General features: G+C 60.8%; 24 protein-coding genes. 15 read left to right on the top strand and 9 right to left on the bottom strand.

The features are described from left to right. The first annotated feature begins 113 nt into the window (after positions 1-113). From KW840_RS11545 to KW840_RS11505, 9 genes are all read left to right on the top strand, one after another. Positions 114-731, top strand: a complete 618-nt coding sequence (locus tag KW840_RS11545) for an NUDIX domain-containing protein (protein ID WP_150811903.1) — start codon at positions 114-116, stop codon at positions 729-731. Next, positions 722-1174, top strand: a complete 453-nt coding sequence (locus KW840_RS11540) for a DUF1249 domain-containing protein (RefSeq protein ID WP_007977461.1) — start codon at positions 722-724, stop codon at positions 1172-1174. The genes KW840_RS11545 and KW840_RS11540 overlap by 10 nt, the downstream gene beginning before the upstream one ends. A 112-nt stretch (positions 1175-1286) precedes the next feature. After that, on the top strand, positions 1287-2102 hold the full coding sequence (cpdA, locus tag KW840_RS11535) for a 3',5'-cyclic-AMP phosphodiesterase (protein ID WP_218495194.1): 816 nt from the start codon (positions 1287-1289) through the stop codon (positions 2100-2102). 273 nt (positions 2103-2375) lie between these two features. Next, positions 2376-2984: a YqiA/YcfP family alpha/beta fold hydrolase gene (locus KW840_RS11530; RefSeq protein WP_218495193.1), complete on the top strand. Its 609-nt coding sequence runs from the start codon at positions 2376-2378 to the stop codon at positions 2982-2984. Positions 2985-3034: 50 nt separating this feature from the next. Then, positions 3035-4939: a DNA topoisomerase IV subunit B gene (gene parE, locus KW840_RS11525; protein ID WP_090452794.1), complete on the top strand. Its 1905-nt coding sequence runs from the start codon at positions 3035-3037 to the stop codon at positions 4937-4939. Beyond that, positions 4939-5928 carry an esterase-like activity of phytase family protein gene (locus KW840_RS11520; protein ID WP_218495192.1) on the top strand — a complete coding sequence of 330 codons (990 nt, stop codon included), beginning with the start codon at positions 4939-4941 and terminating at the stop codon, positions 5926-5928. Before parE ends, KW840_RS11520 begins: the two co-directional genes overlap by 1 nt. Next, positions 5925-6449, top strand: a complete 525-nt coding sequence (locus KW840_RS11515; protein WP_057712259.1) for a TIGR02281 family clan AA aspartic protease — start codon at positions 5925-5927, stop codon at positions 6447-6449. The genes KW840_RS11520 and KW840_RS11515 overlap by 4 nt, the downstream gene beginning before the upstream one ends. A gap of 7 nt (positions 6450-6456) precedes the next feature. After that, positions 6457-8724 carry a DNA topoisomerase IV subunit A gene (parC, locus tag KW840_RS11510; RefSeq protein WP_057396215.1) on the top strand — a complete coding sequence of 756 codons (2268 nt, stop codon included), beginning with the start codon at positions 6457-6459 and terminating at the stop codon, positions 8722-8724. A 175-nt stretch (positions 8725-8899) separates the two neighbouring features. Next, positions 8900-9613 carry a membrane integrity-associated transporter subunit PqiC gene (locus KW840_RS11505; protein WP_102669292.1) on the top strand — a complete coding sequence of 238 codons (714 nt, stop codon included), beginning with the start codon at positions 8900-8902 and terminating at the stop codon, positions 9611-9613. A 252-nt stretch (positions 9614-9865) separates the two neighbouring features. On the opposite strand, the gene KW840_RS11500 is transcribed toward KW840_RS11505, so the two are convergent. Further along, positions 9866-11383, bottom strand: a complete 1518-nt coding sequence (locus KW840_RS11500; protein ID WP_218495191.1) for an AhpA/YtjB family protein — start codon at positions 11381-11383, stop codon at positions 9866-9868. Positions 11384-11518: 135 nt separating this feature from the next. Between KW840_RS11500 and serB the strand changes: the two genes are divergently transcribed. Beyond that, positions 11519-12733, top strand: a complete 1215-nt coding sequence (serB, locus tag KW840_RS11495) for a phosphoserine phosphatase SerB (protein ID WP_057395688.1) — start codon at positions 11519-11521, stop codon at positions 12731-12733. A 128-nt stretch (positions 12734-12861) separates the two neighbouring features. Here serB and asd read toward each other — a convergent pair whose 3' ends face one another. Genes asd through KW840_RS11480 form a run of 3 tightly spaced genes read right to left on the bottom strand, consistent with a single transcriptional unit; the run spans position 12862 to position 16136 of the window. Beyond that, entirely contained in the window at positions 12862-13722 is an 861-nt protein-coding gene (gene asd, locus KW840_RS11490) for an archaetidylserine decarboxylase (RefSeq protein ID WP_008048034.1), read from the bottom strand. 18 nt (positions 13723-13740) lie between these two features. Beyond that, positions 13741-14556, bottom strand: coding sequence for a thiosulfate sulfurtransferase (gene rhdA, locus KW840_RS11485; RefSeq protein WP_057712254.1), 816 nt, complete (start codon positions 14554-14556; stop codon positions 13741-13743). Between the two features lie 41 nt (positions 14557-14597). Then, positions 14598-16136 carry an HDOD domain-containing protein gene (locus KW840_RS11480; RefSeq protein ID WP_218495190.1) on the bottom strand — a complete coding sequence of 513 codons (1539 nt, stop codon included), beginning with the start codon at positions 16134-16136 and terminating at the stop codon, positions 14598-14600. A 167-nt stretch (positions 16137-16303) separates the two neighbouring features. Between KW840_RS11480 and motA the strand changes: the two genes are divergently transcribed. From motA to KW840_RS11465, 3 genes are all read left to right on the top strand, one after another. After that, the gene (gene motA, locus KW840_RS11475) at positions 16304-17155 is read left to right on the top strand and encodes a flagellar motor stator protein MotA (RefSeq protein WP_015093220.1); all 852 of its coding nucleotides are present in this window, start codon (positions 16304-16306) and stop codon (positions 17153-17155) included. A 3-nt stretch (positions 17156-17158) separates the two neighbouring features. Further along, a complete protein-coding gene (gene motB / locus KW840_RS11470) occupies positions 17159-18205 on the top strand; it encodes a flagellar motor protein MotB (protein WP_090452803.1) in 1047 nt (348 codons plus the stop codon). Positions 18206-18429: 224 nt separating this feature from the next. Then, entirely contained in the window at positions 18430-18705 is a 276-nt protein-coding gene (locus tag KW840_RS11465) for a hypothetical protein (protein WP_218495189.1), read from the top strand. A gap of 194 nt (positions 18706-18899) precedes the next feature. On the opposite strand, the gene KW840_RS11460 is transcribed toward KW840_RS11465, so the two are convergent. The 4 genes from KW840_RS11460 to rsgA all read right to left on the bottom strand — a co-directional run bounded on the left by KW840_RS11460 (position 18900) and on the right by rsgA (position 21991). Continuing rightward, positions 18900-19391: a toll/interleukin-1 receptor domain-containing protein gene (locus KW840_RS11460; protein ID WP_057712251.1), complete on the bottom strand. Its 492-nt coding sequence runs from the start codon at positions 19389-19391 to the stop codon at positions 18900-18902. Next, a complete protein-coding gene (locus KW840_RS11455) occupies positions 19391-20350 on the bottom strand; it encodes a caspase family protein (protein ID WP_057712250.1) in 960 nt (319 codons plus the stop codon). Before KW840_RS11455 ends, KW840_RS11460 begins: the two co-directional genes overlap by 1 nt. A 2-nt stretch (positions 20351-20352) precedes the next feature. After that, on the bottom strand, positions 20353-20760 hold the full coding sequence (locus tag KW840_RS11450) for a TIR domain-containing protein (protein WP_057712249.1): 408 nt from the start codon (positions 20758-20760) through the stop codon (positions 20353-20355). A gap of 199 nt (positions 20761-20959) precedes the next feature. Then, positions 20960-21991, bottom strand: a complete 1032-nt coding sequence (gene rsgA, locus KW840_RS11445; protein WP_007978809.1) for a small ribosomal subunit biogenesis GTPase RsgA — start codon at positions 21989-21991, stop codon at positions 20960-20962. A gap of 107 nt (positions 21992-22098) precedes the next feature. Here rsgA and orn point away from each other — a divergent pair, with 107 nt between their 5' ends. Together orn and KW840_RS11435 are read left to right on the top strand one after the other, a co-directional pair. Continuing rightward, complete coding sequence (orn, locus tag KW840_RS11440) at positions 22099-22641, top strand: oligoribonuclease (RefSeq protein WP_218495188.1); 543 nt, start codon at positions 22099-22101, stop codon at positions 22639-22641. 194 nt (positions 22642-22835) lie between these two features. Beyond that, positions 22836-23447 (top strand): trimeric intracellular cation channel family protein, encoded by a 612-nt coding sequence (locus KW840_RS11435; protein ID WP_090452809.1) that lies wholly within the window; start codon positions 22836-22838, stop codon positions 23445-23447. Here KW840_RS11435 and queG read toward each other — a convergent pair. After that, complete coding sequence (gene queG, locus KW840_RS11430; RefSeq protein WP_057712246.1) at positions 23429-24508, bottom strand: tRNA epoxyqueuosine(34) reductase QueG; 1080 nt, start codon at positions 24506-24508, stop codon at positions 23429-23431. The two genes, KW840_RS11435 and queG, sit on opposite strands and share 19 nt — an antisense overlap. Positions 24509-24531: the final 23 nt, after the last annotated feature.

Here is a 24531-nt window from a genome sequence, read left to right as displayed (position 1 = left end):
CCGCTGACGGGAAAGGGGCTGCATCAAACGTCACGGGCGCGTTAGGATGGCGCGAAGTCGAGGCCCAGGAAAAAAGCAACCTCGAACAGGATTTGCAGTAAAAGAGGATACTCATGACGGATTTTGCCAACGCCATTCCGACCGCCGTTGATATCGTGCGGCGCGAAAAGTGCTACGAGGGCTTCTACAAACTCGAACGCGTGCACTTGCGCCACGAATTGTTCGCCGGGGGCATGAGTCGCGAGATCAATCGTGAAGTGTTCGTTCGCCATGACGCGGTATGCATGCTGCCTTACGATCCACAACGCGATGAAGTGGTGCTGATCGAGCAGTTTCGCGTCGGCGCCATGGGCAAGACCGACAACCCGTGGCTGATCGAACTGGTCGCTGGTCTGATCGACAAGGATGAAGTGCCGGAAGCAGTTGCTCACCGCGAAGCGCAGGAGGAAGCTGGGCTTGAAATCGGGGCGCTCTGGCCGATGACCAAATACTTTCCATCGCCGGGCGGCAGCAACGAATTCGTGCATCTGTACCTGGGGCGTTGCGACACTACCGGGGTTGGCGGCCTGCATGGGCTGGAGGAAGAGGCAGAAGACATCCGCGTCACGGTCTGGGCTTTCGACGATGCCCTGCAAGCCGTGCGCGACGGGCGTATTGCCAACGCGGCGAGCATCATTGCCTTGCAATGGCTGGCTTTGAACCGCGTTGAAGTGAGGGGGTTATGGTCGTAAACAAGCTGCGCGATCGCTATCGGGTGGACCTGGTGGGGCTGCAAGCGTCCTGCGAGGCGAACTACGCGCGCTTGATGCGACTGCTGCCGGACATGCGCAGCGAGCCCGCCGCGCGGCGCATCGCCGTGACCCATGGCGACCAGATGCTCGGTGTGCTGGCCCTGGAAGTCCTGCTGACCTGCCCCTACACCACGACCCTGCAAGTGCGTCAGGAACACAGCCTGCCCTGGCTGCCGGTGCCGCAACTGGAAGTGCAGGTCTATCACGACGCGCGCATGGCCGAAGTGGTCAGCGCCGAACATGCACGACGCTTTCGCGGCATCTATCCTTACCCGAACGCCTCGATGCACCAGCCGGACGAAAAGGCCCAGCTGAACATGTTTCTGGGCGAATGGCTGAGCCATTGCCTGGCGCTGGGACATGAGTACGAAGTGGTACGTTAATTGTGATCAGCAGTTGTGAACTGCGTCAGGTTCACAGATTTCCCCTTTCGATCGTCCCCCAGCATAATTGCGGCACTTACCCATCCCCGTGATCACGCCCTGGGAGAACGCCTTGCCGAGCGTATCCACATTGACCACCGCCGATCCGGCGTTGCTGGTGCAACTCTCCGACAGCCATCTGTTTGCCGAAGCGGACCGCGCGTTGCTGGGCATGAACACCCGCGACAGCCTGCAAAAGGTCATCGAGCTGGTGCGCGCGCAACAGCCGCGGATTGACTTGATCCTGGCCACGGGTGATCTGTCCCAGGACGGGACGCTGGAGTCCTACAAACAATTTCGCGACATGACGCGTCAGCTCGATGCGCCGGCGCGCTGGATTCCCGGCAATCACGATGAGCCGCAGATCATGGCCGAGGCGGCGGTGCAGAGTGCTTTGCTCGAGCCGGTGGTGGATATCGGCAACTGGCGGGTCACGTTGCTCGATTCGGCGGTGCCAGGCTCGGTGCCGGGTTATTTGCAGGATGAACAGCTGCAGTTGCTCGCCCGCTCGTTGAGTGAAGCACCGGAACGCCATCATCTGGTGTGCTTCCACCATCACCCGGTGTCCATCGGTTGTGCATGGATGGAACCGATCGGCTTGCGCAATCCCGAGGCGCTGTTCGCCGTGCTGGATCGATTCGAGCAGGTACGCGCGGTGTTGTGGGGGCATGTGCACCAGGAAATCGACCGGATGCGCAACGGCGTACGTTTGATCGCCTCGCCCTCGACCTGCATCCAGTTCGAGCCCGGCAGTGAGGATTTCAAGGTCGGGGAACAGGCCCCCGGATATCGCTGGCTGCGGTTGCTGCCCGATGGGCGGCTGGAAACGGGTGTCGAGCGGGTCACCGGGTTTGATTTCACCGTGGATTACGGTTCCAACGGCTACTGACCCCCCTGTAGGAGCGAGCTCGCTCGCGATTAGCCTGAGAGCGCCGCGGGGCGTCAGGTTTGCACCGTTATCGTTGACGACCATCGCGAGCAAGCTCGCTCCCACATTGGATCTGCGTTGTTCATAAATCCCTTGTAGGAGCGAGCTCGCTCGCGAAAAGCGCTGAGAGCACCGCGGGGCGCCAGGTTTTCACCGTTATCGTTGACGCCCATCGCGAGCAAGCGCGCTCCTACAGTAAACTCCGCCTCTTTAGCCGACGCACAGGGAGCTCAAATGTCCGGTTCGATCCTTTATATCCACGGCTTCAACAGCTCGCCGTTGTCGAAGAAGGCCTGTCAGTTGGTCGAGGTGATGGAGCGTCTGGGCCTGAGCGAACACTTGCGCGTTCCGGCATTGCACCATCACCCGCGCCAGGCTATCGAGCAGCTGGAGCAGGCGATTGCCGAGTTGGGGCGGCCACTGCTGGTCGGCAGCTCGCTCGGCGGCTACTATGCCACTCACCTTGCCGAGCGCCATGGCTTGAAAGCCCTGTTGATCAACCCTGCCGTCAGCCCGCACCGGATGTTCGACGGCTTTCTGGGGACGCAGAAAAACCTGTATACCGAAGAGACCTGGGAAATGACCCACGACCACGTGGTGGCCCTGGCCGAACTGGAAGTGCCGGCGCCCCAGGATCCACAGCGTTATCAGGTATGGTTGCAGACGGCTGACGAAACGCTGGACTATCGCCTCGCCCAGCAGTATTACCGGGCATGCGCCTTGCGTATCCAGGCCGGCGGCGACCACAGTTTCCAGGGTTTTGCCACGCAACTGCCGGCCATGTTGAGTTTTGCCGGCATTGGCGCCGATTTGTATCAGGCGATCGATTTCACCGCACTGTGAGCGATAGCCCCATGAATTCTTTTTTCACCGAACACTGACGACGAGACCCCATGGCCACTCCCAGCGCTAGCTCTTATAACGCAGACGCCATCGAAGTCCTCTCGGGCCTCGACCCGGTGCGCAAACGCCCCGGCATGTACACCGACACCAGTCGGCCGAACCACCTTGCCCAGGAAGTCATCGACAACAGTGTCGACGAAGCCTTGGCCGGGCATGCCACATCGGTGCAGGTGATCCTGCATGCCGACCATTCCCTGGAGGTCAGCGATGACGGCCGAGGCATGCCGGTTGACATTCACCCCGAGGAAGGTGTTTCGGGCGTCGAGTTGATCCTCACCAAGCTGCATGCCGGTGGCAAGTTTTCCAACAAGAACTACCAGTTCTCCGGCGGCTTGCACGGGGTGGGTATTTCCGTGGTCAACGCTTTGTCCACCGAAGTGCGGGTGCGTGTAAAACGTGACGGCAACGAATACCAGATGACCTTCAAGGATGGCTACAAGGCCACCGAGCTTGAAGTCGTCGGTACTGTCGGCAAGCGCAATACCGGGACCAGCGTGTTCTTTGCGCCGGACCCGAAATACTTCGACTCACCAAAATTCTCCATCAGCCGCCTCAAGCACGTGCTCAAGGCCAAGGCCGTTCTGTGCCCGGGCTTGCTGGTCAGTTTTGAAGACAAGGCCACTGGCGAGAAAGTCGAATGGCATTACGAAGACGGCCTGCGTTCCTATCTGGTGGATGCGGTCAGCGAATTCGAGCGCCTGCCGAACGAACCGTTCTGCGGCGCTTTTGCCGGTAACAAGGAAGCCGTGGATTGGGCGCTGCTGTGGCTGCCGGAAGGCGGCGATGCGGTGCAGGAAAGCTACGTCAACCTGATCCCGACGGCCCAGGGCGGTACCCATGTCAACGGTCTGCGTCAGGGCCTGCTCGACGCCATGCGCGAGTTTTGCGAATTCCGCAGCCTGCTGCCGCGTGGTGTGAAGCTGGCACCGGAAGACGTCTGGGAACGCATCGCCTTCGTTCTGTCGATGAAGATGCAGGAACCGCAATTCTCCGGGCAGACCAAGGAGCGGCTGTCGTCCCGTGAAGCGGCGGCGTTCGTCTCCGGTGTGGTCAAGGATGCGTTCAGCCTGTGGCTCAATGCCAACCCGGAAACCGGCATGCTGCTGGCGGAACTGGCGATCAACAACGCCGGCCGTCGCCTCAAGGCCAGCAAGAAGGTCGAGCGCAAACGCGTTACCCAAGGCCCGGCGCTGCCGGGCAAACTGGCCGACTGTGCCGGACAGGACCCGATGCGTTCCGAGCTGTTCCTGGTCGAAGGTGATTCCGCCGGCGGTTCGGCCAAGCAGGCGCGGGACAAGGAGTTCCAGGCGATCCTGCCGTTGCGCGGCAAGATCCTCAATACCTGGGAAGTCGACGGCAGCGAAGTGCTGGCCAGCCAGGAAGTGCACAACATCGCCGTGGCCATCGGTGTCGATCCGGGCGCGGCGGACATGAGCCAGCTGCGCTACGGCAAGATTTGCATCCTCGCCGACGCCGACTCCGACGGTCTGCACATCGCGACCTTGCTGTGCGCCTTGTTCGTCCAGCATTTCCGCCCGTTGGTCGATGCCGGTCACGTTTACGTCGCGATGCCGCCGTTGTACCGCATCGACCTGGGCAAAGAGATCTACTACGCCCTCGATGAAGCCGAGCGCGACGGGATTCTCGATCGCCTGGTGGCCGAGAAGAAGCGCGGCAAGCCGCAGGTCACCCGATTCAAGGGTCTGGGCGAAATGAACCCGCCGCAGTTGCGCGAGACCACCATGGACCCGAACACCCGGCGTCTGGTGCAGTTGACCCTGGAGGATTTCGAGGCTACCTCGGAAATGATGGACATGCTGCTGGCGAAGAAGCGTGCCGGTGACCGCAAGACCTGGCTGGAGTCCAAGGGCAACCTGGCCGAGGTGCTGGGCTGATGCGCTTGGGCTTTGCCCTGGCGTGTGCGTTGCTGCTGACCTCAATGACGGTGTCTGGCGAACCGACACCGCAACTGCGTCTGTTGTCCGAGCATGTCGTCGATGGCATGCGCGGCGGCAACCTGTCCGGGCTGGCCCAGTGCGGCAAGGAGCTGTGGACGGTCTCCGACCGTGACGATGATCAGATCTATCGTCTCGATACCCAGGCCAACGTCTGGCGCGCAGAGGCCGTGGGCATCGGCGTACCTGAAGTGCCTGACAGCGGGTTGCCCTGGGGATTGCGTTCGCGGACCTGGGCCGCTTCGTTCGTGCGTGGCGGCAATCTGGATTTCGAAGGCATCACCTGTGACCGCGCCGGCAATCGTTACGTGGTCAGCGAATCCCATGCAGCGGTGTTGCAAATACCGCCAACCGGGCCGACTTCCTGGCTGAAGATTTCGCCGCTCATGGCGCGCGAAGCCCGGGCCAGAGGCATGTTGTTGCGCTTCAATGCACTGTTCGAAGGCTTGGCAATCAATCCTGAAGGTGACCAGTTGTGGTTGGCTGCCGAGCGCGAGAACCGCGGGTTGCTGCTGATCAAGCGCAAGCAATCGGTGTGGGACTGCGATGGTGGATGCGTGCTGCTGAGTGAAGCCGGGAAAGAAATGCAACCCGCACAGTTTCCCAACGTCAGAGCGATGCCTCGGGATTTTGCCGATCTGTCATTGTTCAACGGCAAGCTGTTTACCCTGGAGCGCAATGCGTTCGAGGTCTGCCGCCGAGATGCGCTGACCGCCAAGGTCGAGCGTTGCTGGTCGTTTGCCGAAGAGGTATTGCAGGAAAATCGGCGTTATCCACAGGATTATGGCCTCGCGGAAGCGCTGGTAGTGGACGCTGACGGTGCCTGGATCGGTATCGACAACAACAACGGTGCTCGCGCCGATGGCGAAGTCCGTCCGGTGGTCTGGCGTTTTGCTGCACCGGAAGGTGGCTGGAGTGCCAAGTCATGAGGCAACGAAGCCCGGGGCAGCGCATCGGCCGGGTGTTTATGGTACTGGCCTGGTGTGCCGCGTTGTTTCTGGCCACGCGTTTTTTCGGCCAGTGGGAAGCGCGTCAGCAAAATCCGAACGTGGTGGTCAGCTCGGAGCAGGGCGAGGGTTTCATTGAGGTGAAACTGGTGAGCAATGCGCAGGGGCATTTCGTCGCCAGCGGTCAGATCAACGGCCATCCGGTGGACTTCATGCTCGATACCGGGGCGACCGATGTGTCGATTCCGGCGGACCTGGCCAAGCGTTTGAAGCTCGAAGAAGGATTCGGCGTGACCCTGAGCACGGCCAATGGCTTGAGCCAGGGCTATCGCACCCGTATTGAACGCCTGCAACTGGGCGACATCGTGCTGCGGGATGTACGCGCACTGGTGGCCCCGGGGCTGCATGGCGATCAAGTGTTGCTCGGCATGAGCGCACTGAACAAACTTGAATTTACCCAGCGCGGTGGCACCATGCTGCTGCGCCAGACAACGAACCGATGAGGCCCGCATGAGCGACTCCCTTGATCTCAGCCTGGACGGTGTAGAACGCCGGTCACTGGCTGACTTCACCGAAAATGCCTACCTCAACTACTCCATGTACGTGATCATGGACCGTGCTCTGCCGCATATCGGCGACGGCCTGAAACCGGTACAGCGGCGTATCGTCTACGCCATGAGCGAGCTGGGGCTGGACGCTGATTCCAAGCACAAGAAGTCGGCACGTACCGTCGGTGACGTGCTCGGTAAATTCCACCCCCACGGCGACTCGGCCTGCTACGAAGCCATGGTGCTGATGGCCCAGCCGTTCAGCTATCGCTATACGCTGGTCGACGGCCAGGGCAACTGGGGTGCGCCGGATGATCCCAAGTCCTTCGCCGCCATGCGTTACACCGAAGCGCGGCTGTCGCGTTATTCCGAAGTGCTGCTCAGCGAACTGGGCCAGGGCACGGCGGATTGGGGCCCGAACTTCGACGGTACGCTGGACGAACCGCTGGTGTTGCCGGCCCGCCTGCCGAACATCCTGCTCAACGGCACCACCGGTATCGCCGTGGGCATGGCCACCGACGTGCCGCCGCATAACCTGCGGGAAGTCGCCACGGCGTGCGTGCGTTTGCTCGATGAGCCCAAGGCCACGGTCGAACAGCTCTGTGAACACATCCAGGGGCCGGACTACCCGACCGAAGCGGAAATCATCACCCCGCGCGCCGACCTGCTGAAAATCTACGAAACCGGTCGCGGTTCTGTGCGCATGCGCGCCGTGTATCACATCGAAGACGGCGACATCATCGTCACCGCGCTGCCGCATCAGGTCTCGGGCGCCAAGGTGCTGGAGCAGATCGCCGCGATGATGCAGGCCAAGCCGTCAAAGGCGCCGCAAATTGCCGACCTGCGTGACGAATCCGACCACGAAAACCCGTGCCGGATCGTGATCATTCCGGGCGCACGGAAAAACTTCGACCACGATGCGCTGATGCAGCACCTGTTCGCCAGCACCGAGCTGGAGTCGAGCTACCGGGTCAACATCAACATCATCGGCCTGGATGGCAAGCCGCAGCTGAAAAACTTGCGGGCGCTGCTGGTCGAGTGGCTGGAGTTCCGGGTGCAGACCGTGCGTCGTCGCCTGCAATTCCGCCTCGACAAGGTCGAGCGTCGCCTGCATCTGTTGGACGGTTTGCTGATTGCCTACCTCAACCTGGATGAAGTGATTCACATCATCCGTACCGAGGAGCAGCCACGGGCCAGGCTGATCGAACGCTTCGCCCTGAGCGAAATCCAGGCCGACTACATCCTCGACACCCGTCTGCGTCAGTTGGCGCGACTGGAAGAGATGAAACTGCGTGCCGAGCAGGATGAACTGCTCAAGGAACAAGCCAAGCTGCAAGCCCTGCTCAGCAGCGAAGCCAAGTTGAAAAAACTGGTGCGCAGCGAGCTGATCAAGGACGCTGAAACCTACGGTGATGACCGCCGGTCGCCTATTGTCGAGCGCGCCGAAGCCAAGGCCCTGACCGAGCACGACCTGCTGCCGAACGAGAAAGTGACGGTCGTGCTGTCGGAAAAAGGCTGGATTCGCTCCGCCAAAGGCCACGAAATCGACGCCACCGGGCTTTCCTACAAGGCCGGGGACGGCTTCAAGGCACTGGCAGCCGGGCGCTCCAACCAGTTTGCCGTGTTTATCGACTCCACGGGCCGCAGTTATTCGGTGGCCGCCCACACCTTGCCGTCGGCCCGTGGCCAGGGCGAGCCGCTGACGGGTCGCCTGACGCCGCCGCCAGGGGCGAGTTTCGAGTGCGTGCTGATGCCGGAAGACGATGCGCTGTACGTGATCGCCTCCGACGCCGGCTACGGCTTCGTGGTCAAGGGTGAAGACCTGCAGGCCAAGAACAAGGCGGGCAAGGCCCTGTTGAGCCTGCCGAACAACGCCAAGGTCATGCTGCCGCGCCCTGTGGCCGATCGTGAACAGAACTGGCTGGCGTCGGTGACGACCGAAGGTCGCCTGCTGATCTTCAAAATCAGCGACCTGCCACAATTAGGTAAAGGCAAAGGCAACAAGATCATCGGGATTCCCGGTGAGCGAGTGGCCAGTCGCGAAGAGTATGTGACGGACATCGCCGTATTGCCGGACGGTGCAACACTGGTGTTGCAGGCCGGGAAACGTACCTTGTCACTGAAAGCGGACGATCTTGAACACTACAAGGGTGAACGTGGTCGTCGTGGCAACAAGTTGCCGCGTGGCTTCCAGAGGGTCGATGCGCTGCTCGTCGAAAACCTCAATTAGGCGACTTAGAAGCGCCGAACTACGAATTAACCCGTAGTTCGGCGCTTTACGCTGGAGTCGGAACGCATATTCACGGATGATATGGCCTTTCAAGCGCCGGCATTGCCGCGCGTTCTTCATATTTATTGAGTATTTTCACTGTGGTCAGCCTTTTAGCGACCACCTGGATGGGACGATGACTGCTCTGCGCCTTCCTTTTATTCTTTTGCTCGCCGGCGTTCTTGGCCTGGCGGGTTGCAGCGTTCACCAGCCGGTGTCGTTGTATCAACTGGACGCTGGTAGTCCGGTTCAGCCCGCACAGAACGCGGGCATGGCGGTATTGTTGGGGCCGGTCACCGTGGCCGACTACCTGCAACGCGAAACCCTGTTGCAGCGTCAGCCCGATGGCAGCCTGCAAGCCTCGACCGACGGTCGTTGGGCTGGCAGCCTTTCGTCGGATATCGATCAGCTGCTGCTGCGCCAGGTCGCAGGTCGCCTGGACAGCCAGCGCGTTGTGCTGGCCCCGGCGACATTGGGCTTCACCCCGGACGTTCAGGTGCTGCTGACCATCACGCGCCTGGATTCGGGTGAAAAACAACCGGCGATCCTCGACGCGCAATGGCGCCTGATCGACCGTCGCGGGCAGGTCCGCGACAACCGCATCATCCATTTGCAGGAACAGCATGCCGGTACCACGGCGGCTCAGGTCCAGGCACAGGGTGTGTTGTTGCAACGCCTGGCCGAACAACTGTCGGTGGCGCTCAAGCCCCTGGCCAATCAGCCGCCGATCGCCGAAGCCCCACGCAAGCCGGCAGCCAAGGCGGCAGCACCTGCGGTAGAACAGGAAAAGCAGCCGAAGATCCCGATGGCCGCGCCGATTCGTACGGATATGGAAGTGTTCCGCTTCTAAGTGTGGACTGAATCCATACAAAGCCCGCATTGATGCGGGCTTTGTTGTTTTTACAGGTTGGAGATATCTAGCGCCTGTTCTGGCCTCTTCGCGAGCAAGCTCGCTCCCACAGGGGATCTTCAGTGAGCACACCCTTGGGCTAACCCGGATCAAGTGTGGGAGCGAGCTTGCTCGCGATGAGGCCAGAACAGGCAACAAAAAAGCCCGCAGACGATCACTCATCTGCGGGCTTCTTCATATCGAGGTTAAGGCTTAAGCTCGACGCTCATGCATCCGCGCCAATTGCCGTTCAAGCATCGACGGATACGGCTCCATCAACCGCTCTACGCAGCAAGCACCCTCAGGGCTGGCGATCGGGCGGATCCGTGCACGTTGGCGGATCAACGCGTCGTCACTGATCTTGCGCTCCACCAGCAGCAGGTTGCGGCTGTGTTGCGACAGGGCCAGCGCGTCCTGGGCAGGGTCGGTCAGCAGCAAATCGATCTGGCTCAGGCCGAACAGTTCGTCGCCCAGGGTCAGCCCCAGCTGCAATTGCAGGGTGATGCCACTGTCCGCGACTTCGATCTGCAACTGGTGGCCCAGGGCCCGCAGCAGCTCGCCACAGCAAATGGCGTTGGTCAGGTAATCGTCGCCGCTGTCTTCGGTGTGGAACAGCATCAGCGTGCTGCCATCGTTCAAGGTCTCTACTTCGCCCTGATACAGGGAAGCTGCCTGGTCGAGGCAATCGCGATAGCGCTCGAGCAGTTCTTCAAGACGCGCCCGCGGCAGGCGTCGCAGTTGCTCCTGGGAGCCCAGTTGCACCGCCAGCACCGCGCTGTGTTGCGGTACGCTCGGCGTGGCTTTGCGAATCACCGGTTGAGGGGGGCTGTCCAGCGACTCGTCGCGCAGATCGGCGAACGGGTCTTCGTCATCGTCGTCTTCAACGGTGCTGACGATCTGTCGTGGCGCTGGTTTGAGCGCCGCTACCGGGCGGCTCTCGTCGAAACTCGGATCGCGCAGGTTACGGACTTCGAAGGCCGGGTCGGCCTCGTCATCCATGTCGTCGAACTCCGGTTCCGGTTCTGGCACAGGGGCGGGTTCCGGGGCGAAGTTGGCGTGCAGCTGGCGCGCCAGGTCGCCGATTTCGTCCTGGCGGTCGGTGGCCGGGGTGAATTCATCGATATTGCGCAGCCACACCCGCAATTGCAGCAGCGGCGTGGAGAGATAACGCCCCATGCGCAGGCTCAGGGCCAGGGACAGGGCCAGCAGGATTGCACTCAGAATGCCCATGCTTTGCAGGCTGATGGTCATCGGCTGCTGGAACTGGTCCATGTCCAGGCTGATGCGCAATTGCCCGGCAGTCACGTCCTGGAAGGTGATCTTGCTTTGGTACATGCCCTCGGCTTCGCCCAGCAGGCCATGCTTGGGGCGCTGGCCGGATTCGGCGAGGATGCGGTTGTCCGGGCTGTAGATGGCGGCGTGGGCCACCAGCTTGTTCTTGGTCAGGTTGTTGAGCAGCACGTTCAGGCTGAGGATGTCGTTGGACACCAACAGCTCGGTGGCCGAGGTGGCCGTCTGCGTAGTCAGGCTTTCGCCCAGCGCATCCGCCTGCTCGTGCATGGCCTGCTTGAACTGCAGGCCCATCACACCGGCATAGATGACCAGGGCCAGGGCGACCAGGATCACGTTATGGCTGGCGATGCGCAATGCAATCGGTACACGGCGGTGGCGCAGTGCCCGGAAGATCAGCAGGAAGAAGTTGTCGGTTTTTACTGGCGTGGGCCGGTTCACTTGAGCTCGGCTCTTTTGTCCGTGAAGTTGACGCGCAGTATAGCGACAGGCCCTAGACCGTCAAAGCGCTCACGGTGCCCGATGGTCACTGAAAGTGGGTAGAATGCGGTTTTTTTCCACTTGCGGGGGTGCGCCTTGCGCGAAATCGTCCTGATAAACATCACGGGAGTCGACCGTCCGGGTCTGACTGCGGCCATTACCGGCGTTCTGGCCCAGGGTGGTGTGAACATTCTCGACATCGGCCAGGCGGTGATCCACGACACTTTGTCGTTCGGCATCCTGGTTGAAATTCCCGACACCGAGCAAGGCAAGTCCGTGCTCAAGGACATCTTGTTCAAGGGCTATGAACTCGATCAACAAGTGCGTTTCACGCCGGTGTCCGAACAGGATTACCAGCAGTGGGTCGGCAATCAGGGCAAAAAGCGCCACATTGTGACCCTGTTGACCCGCAAGGTGACAGCCGGGCAGTTGCAGGCCGTGAGCTCGATCACCGCCAAATATGGCCTGAACATCGACCACATCGATCGGCTGTCCGGGCGCATGCCGCTGGACACACCAGCCGACAAGGGCAAGGGCTGCATCGAGTTTTCCGTGCGTGGCGAGGCGGCTGATCCGCAGGCGCTGCGTGCCGAATTCCTCAGCGTCGCCCAGGAACTGAACGTCGACATCGCCTTCCAGGAAGATTCGCTGTTCCGTCGCAACCGTCGCCTGGCGGTGTTCGACATGGATTCAACGCTGATCGAAGCCGAAGTGATCGATGAGCTGGCCAAGGCGGCCGGCGTCGGCGACAAAGTGTCGGAAATCACCGAGCGGGCAATGGCCGGTGAGCTGGATTTTCGCGCCAGCTTCAAGGAGCGCCTGGCCTTGCTCAAAGGACTGGACGTCAATGTGCTGGACTCCATCGGTGCCTCGCTGCGCCTGACCGAAGGCGCAGAAACCCTGTTCGCCGAGCTCAAGCGCCTGGGCTACAAGACCGCGATTCTGTCCGGCGGCTTCACCTACTTCGCCAAGCAATTGCAGGCCAAACTGGGTATCGACTACGTGTTCGCCAACGAACTTGAAGTGGTCGACGGCAAAGTCACCGGCGTGGCGGTCGAGCCGATTGTCGATGCACAGCGCAAGGCGGATTTGCTGAAGGAACTGGCACACAAGGAAGGCTTGCGCCTGGAGCAGACCATTGCGGTCGGCGATGGTGCGAATGACTTGCCGATGCTGGCGATTGCCGGGTTGGGCGTGGCGTTCCGGGCCAAGCCGCTGGTCAAGCAGTCGGCCAAGCAGGCGATTTCCACCTTGGGGCTGGATGGTGTGCTCTACCTGCTGGGTTTCCGCGATCGCGACGGCCAGCTGTAACACCGCAAAACAACTGTAGGAGCGAGCTCGCTCGCGATGAGCGGCGAGGCGACGCGGGCATTCAGATTGCCCGCGTCATCGTTAACGCCCATCGCGAGCAGGCTCGCTCCTACAGGTATGTGCGTTGATCAGGCTTTTGGTGAGCCCATGCCCTGACCCATCTGCACCGCTGTACCGGCGGTCATTTCTTCAGCCCACTTCACCTGATCCGGCCCGAACAGCACGACGGCGGTCGAACCCAGTTTGAAGCGACCCAGTTCCGCACCTTTTTCCAGGTGGATCGGCGCACGTGCGGCTTCGTCGTAACGGAAGGTTTTCAGCTCACGCTTCGGCGGTGTCACCAGACCGGCCCAGACGGTTTCAATCGAGGCCACAATCATCGCACCCACCAGCACCACGGCCATCGGGCCGCGCTCGGTGTCGAAAATGCACGCCACGCGCTCGTTGCGGGCAAACAATTCCGGAACGTTTTCAGCAGTGGTCTGGTTGACCGAGAACAGACGGCCCGGGATGTAGACCATCTCGCGCAGGGTGCCGGCCAGGGGCATGTGCACGCGGTGGTAGTCCTTCGGCGACAGGTAGATGGTCGCGAAGTCGCCACCCATGAACGGCGCAGCGTTTGCCGCATCGCCACCCAACAGTTCCAGCACGCTGAAGCTGTGGCCCTTGGCCTGGAACACGCGGCCGTGCTCGATCGGGCCGAGCTGGCTGATCGCGCCGTCGGCGGGGCTGAGGATCGCGCCCGGGGTTTCGTCCAGCGGACGGGCACCGTCTTTCAGTGCGCGGGTGAAGAACGCGTTGAAGTGCTCATAGGCGGTCAGGTCTTCGACCAGCGCCTGGGACATGTCCACCTGATAACGTTTGGCGAACCAGGCGGTGAAGGCATTCTTGAACCAGCGCACGCGGCATTCGGCGATGCAGCCGGCCAGACGCGAGAGCAAGTTGTGGGGCAGCAGGTACTGGCCGAGGAGAAACAGACGCTTGTTCATTAACGGTCCTTAAAAATCTTAAATTTCTACCGGGGTATCGGGATGATTGCCCCATTCGCCCCAGGAGCCGGCGTAGCCTTTGACCCGCGGATAACCGAGAGCCTTGGCCACCAGATAGGTGAAACCAGAACGATGATGTGTCTGGCAGTGGGTAATCACTTCTTTGTCTTTGCTGATCCCGAGTTGTTCGAGGATCTGCGGCATGTCGGTGCGGATGCGCAGCTGGCGTGCCCGATCCATGCCAGCGGTCCATTCGAAATTGATCGCGCCGGGAATGTGTCCGCCCTTGGCTGCCAGGACTTTCTCGCCGGAGTACTCCAGCGGCCCGCGCGCATCCCAGATTGCCAGGTCGGCGGCGCCGAGACGGCTTTGCAGGTATTCGCGGGTGGCGGTGGGTTCATCGTGCAAGGTCAGTGGAACCGGGCCGCCCACCGGTGGCGGGACCTGGATCGACATGGGCGAACCTTCCGCCAGCCAGGCCGGCAGGCCGCCATCTATATAGTGGTACTTGCTGTGGCCGATGACATCCAGCAGCCAGATGAAGCGTCCGGCCCAACCGCCGCCTTCGTCGTCATACACCACGTAGACCGCATCGGGGTTGTGCCCCAACTCACCAAACAGCGTTTCGAGTGCTGCCTGCGGGGGCATCAGCCCCGGGGCGGGGGCCTGGCCGAGCTGCGTACGCTTTGGATCGACAAAGCGCGCGCCGGGAATGTGCCCTTCGGTGTAGCGGGCGGCACTGGTCAAGTCCACCAGAATCAGTTCGCGGGCGTCGAGGCGAGGGAGCAAGTCGCTCGGCTCGATCACCAGCGGCAAGCCAGAGAAGTCAGACATGTGAGGTCTCCAGAGCACAAAAGGGAGGATTGTAGCGCAGCTTATTGGCCACGGTGGCTAAAGCTGTGCAGGGCTTTCTCGATGCACTGTGCGGTTTTGCCGAAGGCCTGTACGGAAATTTCCGAAAACGGCCCGCCGCCTTGATCCGCCACGACGATCATGATCACCCGGCCATTGTTGATCAGCGAACGCAGCAGCAAGTGTTCACCGCTGAACTGCGAGCGCAGGCTATTGGGCAACATGGCCGAGAATTGCGCGTTGTTGGCAGGCGTCAGGCGCACCTGGGCCTGCTGCGCGAGCAGGCGTTGCAACACGTTGCTCTGGCTGACCACGAAATTCAACCCGGTCGCTTCCTTCGGCAGGCCAGCCGTCTGGTGCACGCGCAGGTTGGCGTGGGTGCGATCGGCCATCAGGATCATCACCCGACGCATGCCGCAGGCCACGAGGGCGTCACGGGCGGCGATGGTCAGGTGCATGGCGTTGGTGAAACGGCTCGGCTCGACCAGCAACTCGGCGCATTGCTTGCGCCACTTCGCCAGGTCTTCGGCGGTAGGTGCCGCTGCCGGCAGCAAGCCTGCGTGGACACGGTTCATGCCCCACGGCCAGATCAGCGACTCGGCGGGGTGCCAGAGGTCGGGCATGGCGTGTTGGCGTGCGCTGTTGGCGGCTTGCTGGTGCAATTGCTGCTGCAGTTCGTCCATCGGCATTTGCAGGTAAAGGCTGGTCAGGTACTGCCAGCGCTCGCTGTGGGGGCTGTCCCAGGCGTGTTGCGCCGACAGCGCCAGCCCATTGGCCAGCAGCACTGTATTGGCCGGTTGATTGAGCCAGCGGCGCAGGGTCGGATCGTCGTCAAGGCGATTCTGCTGGCGCAGTGGATGGTCGCTGTCACGGGCGATGCGCAGGACTTTCACCAGTTCCCGCTGCTCGGTGAGCAGCAATCGATAGCCTTGCTGCACCCAGATCGGCAAGCGCCAGACCTCCACCAGCGCCTGGCCGATATCCAGCAGGCGTACGCCAAACAGTTGCTGCTCGACTTTGCGTGCCGACTCGCCTTTATGGATGACCCGCAGCTCCCACTCTTCGAGCAGTTTCGGATGGGTCAGTGCCAGCGGCCACAGGGGCGAAAGAAACAGCAGGCTGCCCCAGTGGATGTCCTGCCACAGGCGCGCCAGGCGGCTGGCAAAAAAACCGTTGGCCTGTTGCGTGGCGTGCTGGCTGATCATCTGCAACTGACGCAGGGCTTTGGGAATCTCGAGCTCGGGTTCGGCGGGTAGCCGCGCGAGCAGCTCTTCGGTGCGTTTCAAACCGAGGCGGTTGATTGCAATTTCAAGGTTTTCCGCAGGCTCGGTCATGCTGCCATGGGTATGCCGGTTGGCTTCGCGAATCACGCTCAAGGCCAGGGCCGGGCTGCCTTGCATGAGGTCGGCGATGTCGCGCAGCGAGCTGCGATTATCTCGGATGGCCTTGCAGACACGGTCATGGCTGGCTTGCGGGACGGGAAGACGTACGCCATCGAGCAGCTTGACCCAGCCTTCGAGGGTCGTTGGTTTTGGCGTTGGAACGTTCGTTTCGTTAACCATGGTGGGAGGCGATCATCGTTAACATTACCTGTGCCCGGATGGGGTCAAATTAGCTTTTCGCCTGAACGGGCTATAGTCTGGCGCAGTTTTGCCGATAAGTAGAAGAAGAGATTTTTTAACTTCCGAATATGACCTTGAACCCGACTCAGTAAGTGCTCTCCTAACCTATGGCTAAAATTATCGGCATCATCGTCGTATTCGCGAGCGTGCTCGGCGGATACGTGCTTTCCCACGGCAAGATTGCCGCCCTGATACAACCTTTCGAGGTCATGATCATTGGCGGTGCTGCCCTCGGCGCCTTCTTGCAGGCCAACCCCGGCTACATGACGATGCACGTGCTCAAGAAGTCCCTGAGCATGTTCAGTTCACGTTTCAACCACGCCTTCTATCTTGAAGTGCTGGGCCTGATCTACGAGATCCTCAACAAGAGCCGCCGCGAAGGCATGATGGCCATCGAAGGCGACATCGAAGATGCCGCTGCGAGTCCGATCTTCGCGAAGTACCCGACGGTACTCAAGGACGAGCGCATGACCGCGTTCATCTGCGATTACCTGCGCATCATGTCTTCCGGCAACATGGCGCCGCACGAGCTGGAAGGCCTGTTCGACATGGAATTGTTCAGCCTCAAGGAAGACCTGGAGCATCCGTCCCACGCGGTGAACGGCATCGCCGACGCCATGCCCGGTTTCGGTATCGTCGCGGCGGTACTGGGTATCGTGGTGACCATGGCTTCGCTGGGTGAAGGCGACCAGAAGTCCATCGGCCTGCACGTAGGTGCGGCACTGGTGGGTACCTTCTTCGGTATTCTCGCCGCCTACGGCTTCTTCGGCCCGCTGGCCCATTCCCTGGCCCATGATGCCAAGGAAGAGCTGAACGTCTACGAAGCCATCAAGGCCTCGCTGGTGGCTTCGGCTTCCGGCATGCCGCCATCGCTGGCCGTGGAGTTCGGGCGCAAGGTCCTGTACCCGGCGCACCGTCCAAGCTTCGCCGAGCTGGAACAAGCGGTTCGCGGTCGTTAAGCCATGGAAAATAACCAGCCGATAATCATCAAGCGCGTCAAGCGCATCGCCGGCGGGCATCACGGGGGCGCCTGGAAAATCGCCTTCGCCGACTTCGCCACGGCGATGATGGCGTTCTTCCTGGTGTTGTGGCTGTTGTCCACCGCTACGCCGGAACAGAAAATTGCCATCGCCGGTTACTTCAAGGACCCGATCGGCTTTTCCGAAAGTGGCACGCCCTACATCATCGATCTGGGCGGCACGCCGACCCTGGCGCCGGAAAACACTCTCAACCCCGAGGTGAAGTCCCAGCCGCAGCCGGACAAGGTCACCATCGATACCGATCAGGTCGAAGGCATGGCCGAGCAGGTCGAAAAAGAGCGCCTCGAGCTGTTGCTGCAAGAACTGCAGAACAAGGTCGAAGAAAACCCGCAGATGCAGAAGTTCAAGGATCAGATCCTGTTCGAAATCACGCCGGACGGCCTGCGAATCCAGATCATGGACGCGGAAAACCGTCCGATGTTCGATTCAGGTTCTGCTCGCTTGAAGCCGTATTTCGAAGACATCCTGCTGGCCATGGCCGACACCATCAAGGCGGTGCCGAACAAGATCAGTATCAGCGGCCACACCGATGCCAAGCCATACACCGGCACCGGTGATTTCGGTAACTGGGAACTGTCTGCCAACCGTGCCAACGCCGCACGGCGTGCGCTGGTGGCGGGCAGCTATCCGGATGCGCAGGTGGCGCGCGTGGTCGGTTATGCCTCGTCGGCCCTGTTCGATCGCGAGCATCCGTTCAACCCGGTGAACCGCCGTATCGACATCGTCGTCCTGACCAAGAAAGCACAGCGTGCCATCGAAGGTTCGCAAGGTGCTGAACCTGCTCCTGATGCACCGCAAGGTTCGACTGCGCCGGGAGCCGCACCGGCTGCACCGGTTGACCCGAACGCGTTGCCGGCGGACAAGGAACCGCTGCCGGCGCACGAACTGCGCGAGCGTCTGAATCTGTTCGATGATCCGGCACCGAAGCCGGGTGAGCCAGCCAAACCGGCTGAACCGCCCAAGCAGTGACCGACAAAAAAGCCGACAGCGATGTCGGCTTTTTTGTGTCTCGTGCCAGTGCTTCCGAGTTTTGTGTTTGCTTAGTAGTTGTAGGAATGATCTGAAATTTCGTACCAAGGTTTTCAGTCGTCCACGCATCTATTTATAGTTCAGCCGTTGCTGCTCACGTGGTGACCGATCTTAGCCGGTCGAAACAAAGATGGAACCTCACCCACATGATCGGAGTTAGACCTATGGCTAAGTACCACCCTCTACAAGGCAACTTCAGTGTCGGCACGACGTTGTACATCGACACCGAAGCCAAAGTTTCGGATCTTCTCGAAACCGCCACTCACCGCATCAAAGCCGCACGTAATCTGCTCAATAGCGTCACCTGCCTATGCGTCAAAGAAGCAGAAGGACATGACCTGGAGCATTTTGCCAACGCTGCGCATATGTTGATCCAGGACGGCTGTGACGCCTTGGATGCGCTGGGGTGGAAGCTGGAAAAAGCAGCAAATGGTATTTAGTCCTGGACTAGAGACCCCCGATCATCTTCGTGACGTCACGAAGATGATCGGGGGCTGTGAGTCGATTTCAGGACTAGACACGACAAAAAATCTGCTTACCGCAGTCCTGTAGGAGCCAGCAATTCGGCTCCTACAGATGTTGTGCGAGAGAAAACCCGACCGGTCAAGAGGATGGATCTGGGAGCGAAGTGGCGTCAGAAACCGCGGATGATTCGGGACTTGAGGTCTGCGTGAAAGCGATCCGCATTGGATTTGTTAACTCTGCGCACCGACTCGCTACCGGTCACCGAATCCAGTGACATCGAGCGCTTGAGCATCGACTCGTTGCGATAAGCATCAATAAAGAACTCGATGTCCCGGTCGCTGGTCAGCTTCGGCCATTTGTCGAGGTACAGCGGCAGCTCTGTCGGGCCGGTCTTGAACGAGCAGATGCGCCGGTTGGTGATGGTCGCTTCGCCGATTTCGAACGGCACCCACCAGGACAGTGCGGTTTTCTCCGACACCACCGCCAGCAGGTGTGTGCATTCGCTGATGTTGCGGGTGATCACTCCGGTGATGTCGTCGGTGGTCTGGGATTCGGCATCCAGTACGTCGAGGTAGGTCTTGATGTTGGCCTGCATCAGGCGCGTGTTGATGTTGATCGCGTGGGCGCGGTCCATGTGGCGGTAGCTGATAAACACTGGCATCAGAAATGTCCCTTGATCGCGAGTTCGCGGTAATAGGCGCCGAGGGCGGTGAGGCGGCAGCCGGTGGAGTGGATGGCGGCGTAGTACATGTGTTCGGCGTCCACCGGTTCGACCAGGCTGTGGCGGTTGCACTTTTGCAACTGGGCGAAGACCTCGCCCTGTTCCGGGTTGAACTCGGGCTCGGTGGGCTCAAAGCTGGGGGCGAGGGGGTACACCGACTCTGCTTCGGCAAACCATTCGGGGAGTTTGCGCAGGATTTCCTTGGGGATCAGCGGTGACACTTCGCGCAGGGAAATGAACTGCGAGACATTGGTCTTGAACACCGGACGCTGTTCCCAGGCATCAAGGGCATTGTCGACAAACGAATAGAGGCTGCCGGGGGTGATCTTGCCCAGGATGTTCGCGGCTCCGCCGTGCAGGGCCTGGAGCAGCAATCCGGTGAACACGCCGTGCTGCATGCCCTCCATCGCCGGCTCTTCCTTTTTACAGGCGGTCAGAATGGTCATGCCTTCGCCGACCACGCTGCCTTCGCTGCGCAAGGCGCGCAGTTCGCCGGCCGAGCCGCTCTGGCAACAATCGAGAATGATCACTTTGTTTTTGATCTTGGTGGCCTTGCTCGCCCAGTTGAGGATGTCGCTGAGGCGAATCCCGTCCTTGGCGCTCTTGTAATCCTGCGGGATCAACATGCCTTCGTCGGTGTCGGTGTCGAAGCTGCCGTGGCCGGCGAAATACAGTAGCGCGACGTTGCAGTCACCGGAAAACAGCTCGCGGATCTGGTCTTCGAGTTTTTCCCTGCTCAGGAAGTCCTCGGCGGAAGTCAGCACGATGTTCTTGAAGTTCGGATCGCCATTGGCGTCGGTTTTCAGCACGGAGGCCATGGCCATGGCGTCATTGCTGCAACCGCTCAGGCGCGACACATGGGTGTAGTCGTTGATGCCGATAAACAGTCCCTTGCGCATGGTTACACCGCCGTATGCTGGCGAATCGCGCTGATGATGCTGTTGGTGTTCCACGCACATTCGGCATGTGCCGCGTCACGTACCACCGTGGAAATGCGCTCGGCACCGAACGGCTTGATCGCAATGATCACCTTGCCCATGCGCTTGGCGATTTCGATTTCCTTGTTGATCCACTTGCTGTAGGTGGAGTACATCCCGGCCATGATCAACACCGCCGAACACGGGCGAATCTTGTTTTCGATGGCCTCCTCAAGTTGTTTGTCGGTTTTCGCGCCGACAATCGGGTTGTCCGGTGGAACCGAAAAATTCTTGTACGTGAAACCAGGCTTGGCGTTGAGCAGGCGCACGAGATTGTCGTGGGCGTCGGAGTAGTTCCACGAGTGGCTGATGAACAGGTGGTAGGTTTGCATAGGTGTCCCTCGGAGTCGCTGGAGTGCGAAGAGGGCTAGAACTTAGGCGAATACAGGGCGGCTACAAGGGGATGGTGCGGAAAGAGAAATGCCCTACAAGCGAGCGTGCACAGGTCTTACAGAAAGGTCTGATGTTTAAGCGGGGGGAAGATCCAGCCGCCGGCCACCCCGCTGAAGGCAGGGTGCTCGGCACGTCTGTTTAGTAGCCGTTTTCCGGCAGACTGGCGATGATCGAGCGGTAGCTGTTCATCCGCTGTTGCTGCACGCGGCCGTCTTCAAGGGCCTTGAGCAGGGCGCAACCGGGTTCGCGGTCATGCTTGCAATCACGGAAACGGCAGGTGCCAAGCAGGTCGTTGAACTCGATGAAGCCGGCTTCGACGTCGGCACGGCTGACGTGGCCCAGGCCGAATTCGCGGATACCCGGGGAGTCGATCAACTCACCGCCACCGGGGAAGTGGAACAACCGCGCGGTAGTGGTGGTGTGGGTGCCCTGGCCGGACAGTTCGGACAACGGGCCGACGCGGGTTTCGACATCCGGCAGCAGGCTGTTGACCAGCGACGACTTGCCGACGCCGGACTGGCCGACGAATACGCTGATGCGTCCGTCCAGCTGTGTCTGCAATTGCTCCATGCCGTTGCCGTGGTGCGCCGACACTTCCAGCACCGGATAGCCCAGGGTGCGGTATACGGCGAGCAAGGCATTCAGTGCAGGAGCGTTGTTTTCGTCGATCAGGTCGAATTTGTTCAGCAGCAACAGTGGCTTGATGCCTGCATGCTCGGCCGCCACCAGGTAGCGGTCGATCAGGTTGGCATGGGGCTCGGGCAGCGGTGCAAACACGATGACGATCATGTCGACGTTGGCCGCAACCGGCTTGAGCTGACCACGGCTGTCCGGGCGACACAGCTCGGTGTTGCGCGGCAGTTGCGCCACGATCACGCCGATACCCTGGTTGCCGGCACGCCAGACCACCTGATCGCCGGTCACCAGCGCCGGCAGGTTGGCGCGCAGGTGGCAACGGAATACCTGGCCGGCCAGTTCGCCGTCGCGGGCCTCGACCTCGACCTGCACACCGAAGTGCGCGATCACCAGGCCGTGCTGTTCCGGGCCCAGATCGCCGCCCTCAAGTGCCTCGACGGCCGAGGACTCGCGTTTGGCGGCGCGGGCAGCGCGTTCGCCCTGAATCTTTTCGATGCGCCAGTTTTGACGACGATTGAGTTGGCGTTTGGCCATGGGTGTTCCGTATCAAGAATGCAGCGATTAGGTAAAACGGCCGCGAGTTTAGCACGCCCGGCCACCGGCCTAGGCTAAACTGCGCAGCATTGCCTAGGAGCCGACACATGCAAAACCCACAGAACCTGATCTGGATCGACCTGGAAATGACCGGTCTGAACCCGGACACCGACGTCATCATCGAAATGGCCACCATCGTCACCGACAGTGACCTGAACACCCTGGCCGAAGGCCCGGTGATCGCCATTCACCACAGCGACGAAATCCTTGCCGGCATGGACGAGTGGAACACCCGTCAGCATGGCGGTTCCGGGCTGACCCAACGGGTTCGCGACAGCCGCATCAGCATGGCCGAAGCCGAAGCCGAAACCATCGTCTTCCTGGAGAAGTGGGTGCCGAAGGGCAAGTCGCCGATCTGCGGCAACAGCATCTGCCAGGACCGTCGCTTCCTTTATACCCACATGAAATCCCTGGAAAGCTTCTTCCACTACCGCAACCTCGACGTGTCGACCCTCAAAGAGCTGGCTGCGCGCTGGGCACCGGATGTGCGTGACAGCTTCAAGAAGGGCAGCACGCACCTGGCCCTGGACGACATCCGCGAATCGATCGCTGAGCTGCAGCACTACCGCAAGCATTTCATCAAATTCTGATTCACGGTCGTCCGTTCCGGCCCCATCGCGAGCAAGCTCGCTCCCACAGGTGCAACGCCGCCCCTGTGGGAGCGAGCTTGCTCGCGATGGCGTCAGTTCAGTCACCTTAGATGGTTGGAGCGAATCTCAGGCGCCCTCTTTTGGTGCCAGGGTGAACTGAGTAGACTGCGCGCCTTTCTGCAAGGACCGCCACTATGCTGCTGATGCTCTACCTGATCGCCATCACCGCCGAAGCCATGACTGGCGCCCTCTCTGCCGGCCGACGGGGCATGGACTGGTTTGGTGTGGTGCTGATCGCTTGCGTCACGGCGCTGGGTGGCGGGTCGGTGCGCGATGTGCTGCTCGGGCATTACCCTCTGACGTGGGTCAAACACCCGGAATATCTGGTGCTGACCACGGCAGCCGCGATGATCACAGTGTTTACGGCCCGCTGGATGCGGCATTTGCGCTCATTGTTCCTGGTGCTCGACGCCATGGGCCTGGTGGCGTTCACCCTGATCGGCTGCATCACCGCCCTGGAAATGGGCCATGGCATGTTGGTCGCCTCCGTTAGCGGCGTGATCACCGGCGTCTTCGGCGGCATCCTGCGGGACATTTTCTGCAACGATATTCCGCTGATCTTCCGGCGTGAGCTTTATGCCAGCGTTTCGTTCGCCGCGGCGTGGTGCTACATGCTCTGCATCTATCTGCAATTACCCGACGAACAATCGATTCTGATCACCTTGTTCGGCGGTTTTCTGCTGCGCTTGCTGGCGATCCGTTTTCATTGGGAAATGCCCAAGTTCGTCTATAACGACGAAGCCTGACGTTCGGCGTGTTGCCGCAACGCCCACGCAACATGTTCACGTACCAGTTCCGAAGGATGTTCCCGTCGCGCCTTCAGCGCCTCCAGCACCGGGATCGTTGAAGGCGCATTGCCCAAGCCCACCGCCAGGTTGCGCAACCAGTTTTCATAGCCCGTCCGGCGCAGCGGCGAGCCTTCGGTGCTGCTCAGGAATTTCTCTTCATCCCACATGAACAGTTCCGCCAGCCCGGCATTGTCCAGATTGTGCCGCGGCTTGAAGTCGCTTTCACCGGAGGGGCGGGCGAAGCGGTTCCACGGGCAGACAATCTGGCAGTCATCGCAACCGAACACCCGGTTGCCGATCAGTGGCCGCAGGTCTTCAGGGATCGCGCCTTTGAGTTCGATGGTCAGGTAGGAAATGCAGCGTCGGGCATCCAGCACATAGGGGCCGACGAAGGCGTTGGTCGGGCAGATGTCGAGGCAGGCACTGCACCGCCCGCAGTGTTCGGTGGCATGGGGCGGGTCGACCGGCAGCGGCAGGTCGACGAACAGTTCGGCGAGAAAAAAGTAACTGCCGGCCTTGCGGTTCAAGACCAGGGTATTTTTGCCGATCCATCCAAGCCCCGCCTGTTCGGCGATGGCTTTTTCCAGCACCGGGGCACTGTCGACGAAGGCGCGGTAGCCAAACGGGCCGATCTGCGCCTGAATTTTTTCCGCCAGTTGTTGCACGCGTTTGCGGATCAGCTTGTGGTAATCGCGACCCAGGGCATAACGCGAGACGTAGGCTTTTTCCGGTTGGGCGAGCATTTTTGCCATCTGCGTGTCGCCGGACAGGTAGTCCATGCGCAGGGACACCACGCGCAAAGTGCCCGGCACCAGCTCTTCGGGGTGCGAGCGTTTGCTGCCGTGGGCGCCCATGTAATCCATTTCGCCGTGGTAGCCGGCTTCGAGCCAGCGCTCCAGGTGCTGCTCATGCTCGGCCAGGTCGAGGCCGCTGATGCCGACTTGCTGAAAGCCCAGCTCGCGGCCCCAGTCCTTGATGGATTGGGCGAGGGCGGGCAGATCTGTAGTAATAGCGGGCATGAGACGAGAGAAACCGGTGCTGA

It is taken from the genome of Pseudomonas sp. PDM30, assembly GCF_019218985.1.
Lineage (GTDB): Bacteria > Pseudomonadota > Gammaproteobacteria > Pseudomonadales > Pseudomonadaceae > Aquipseudomonas > Aquipseudomonas jessenii.
This window is presented reverse-complemented; position numbering and strand designations above follow the sequence as displayed.